1 protein-coding gene is annotated in these 1,914 nt (G+C 59.5%); it reads right to left on the reverse strand.

Going from position 1 to position 1,914, the window contains the following annotated elements; all coding sequences use genetic code 11:
- Window positions 1-306: 306 nt before the first annotated feature.
- Complete coding sequence (locus EK23_RS21255) at window positions 307-1,644, reverse strand: SCP2 sterol-binding domain-containing protein (RefSeq protein ID WP_045227403.1); 1,338 nt, start codon at window positions 1,642-1,644, stop codon at window positions 307-309.
- Window positions 1,645-1,914: the final 270 nt, after the last annotated feature.

A 1,914-nucleotide genomic window follows, 5' to 3' on the forward strand; every position in this document is an offset into this window, starting at 1 on the left:
CGCTCTTTCGGACCAATTTACGCCTGACCACGAACCAAACCGAGCGCAGTCGGCCCAAGCACGTCAAAAACTCCCATTAATCGGCGCTTCCCTAAGCGCATGGTATTGTTCACGCTGAATGTCGGCAATGACCGAATAGTCCAAAAAAGCTGCAATGAGTCCGAATGACGGTCATCTGGGGTGGAGTTGCCCCAGGATATCTGATGCGTCTGTCTCCTCATCCGTCTGACAATCGGTTCATTTCGGCTTTTCAACCCGGCACATCCCGTTGCGAAACTTGCTTGAACGGGGCTCCCTTGTTTTTCATCAACTCGGAAAGCAGCGTCCGAAGCGGATCAGCCAGCGGGGTGAGCCGTTGAGGCGGATGCGCCTCCGAAGTAGCGCCCAGGAGAGACTCCGCTCGCCGGCCAGAAATCCCAGCCAGGTCTGCGAGTCGGCCATCACGGCAAGATTTGCCTGCCCAGTGTGTCCGGGCGTGACACGAACGGTCTGATCCCGAATGACCACGGTGAAACTCTGGGTCTCAGGGCCGGTCAGGGCGAAGTGGTAGGTCGCGTCAAGCTCGGCTGCCGGTGCGCGCTGAAACAACAGCGGCAGCCCTTGAATGAATTGCTCCACCGTTCGCGGTCGGAGACTGTTGCGGACTCGTACCTGGCGTTTGTGGGGAAAGCGCTTCCGGGCATGAATCTCCGCATCGGAGCCGGCCAGCACGTACAAGGCCTCAACCTTTTTCTGGAGCGGGTCGACGTACGCCTTGACGTGGGCCTTGCGGTCCGCCAAGTACGGTCCGATCACTGCCTCACCCGCCGGGCAGACCGCCAAGCAATACGCGGCCTTGTAATTGGCGCCGAATGCCAGGCTCTGCCACATCGAGGCCGACTCGGCATCGCTCACCCGTTGGCGGTAGTCCAGCCTTCCGCGGCTTTCCGCCACCTGTTCCACCCAATCGGTAAAACCGCCCATAAACTCCCGGTAGTTGTGGGTGTAACAGGTGGAGAAATTGAAGTGGCCATCGTTCGATAAGGCTCCCACCGGACAGGCGGCGATGCAGAGTTTGCATTCCAGGCAGGGGTTGTAGTCGATGGGCTGGGAATACGCCGAGACCTCGGCCTCCATCAAGACGGTCCCCAGCAAGACGAAACTCCCAAAGCGGGGGTGGATCACACTTCGGTGTATTCCCATACGTCCCAGGCCGGCCGCCTCGGCGACCGGTTTATGCGAGACGACCCAGAGCTTCCCGGGGAACTGATCCATCTCCATGGGAAAGCCCATGCTGGGATTCACGGCCCGAATGCCCTGTTCTTCCAGAACACGCACCAAGCGGCGACCGACCTCATTGACCTCATCGCCCGCATGATGAAATTCCAGATTGGCGACGGACCTTGCCGGAGTGCGGATCGCTTCCCGGTTCATGCGCACCACATAGCTGATGAGGGTCCGCGTATACGGAACGTGCCGCAGGATATCAGCACGTTGGTCGTCCAACGCCGACCGCCCGATCTCAACAAAGCCGACATCATCCGCGCCGACTGCAAGAGCCTGCTGACGTAACCCTTCCGCGTCTAGATATGGAAGCTCACTGGCCGGCACGGCCACCGGTCGCGATCGAATCTGACGAACCGTGGGATGTTCCTCGAGTTTCATGGGCGACCTCCCAGATATGTATATACAATTAAAATGACCCAAAAATTACGGGGCCTGAGCCACCAAGCGCCGCGCCGCCTCATCGAGCCGATCGACCGTGTCTTGGCCCATAAGGGCGAGAGTTTTCGCCTGACACGCTTGCCATACCGGAAGGACCTGCTCCAAGAGCGCTCGACCGTAAGCGCGTGGCGATCCCATGTTGACGCAATCCGGAATCGGATCGCGCTTGGAGGAACTAAGCGGGAGTGGTTTCAAGCTGCCAGCGATGCG

The sequence above is a fragment of the Methyloterricola oryzae genome, from assembly GCF_000934725.1.
GTDB lineage: Bacteria > Pseudomonadota > Gammaproteobacteria > Methylococcales > Methylococcaceae > Methyloterricola > Methyloterricola oryzae.

What these genes read in the sequence shown, in the direction of transcription:
- EK23_RS21255 (WP_045227403.1), bottom strand. Translation starts at nt 1,644, where the DNA reads ATGAAACTCGAGGAACATCCCACGGTTCGTCAGATTCGATCGCGACCG.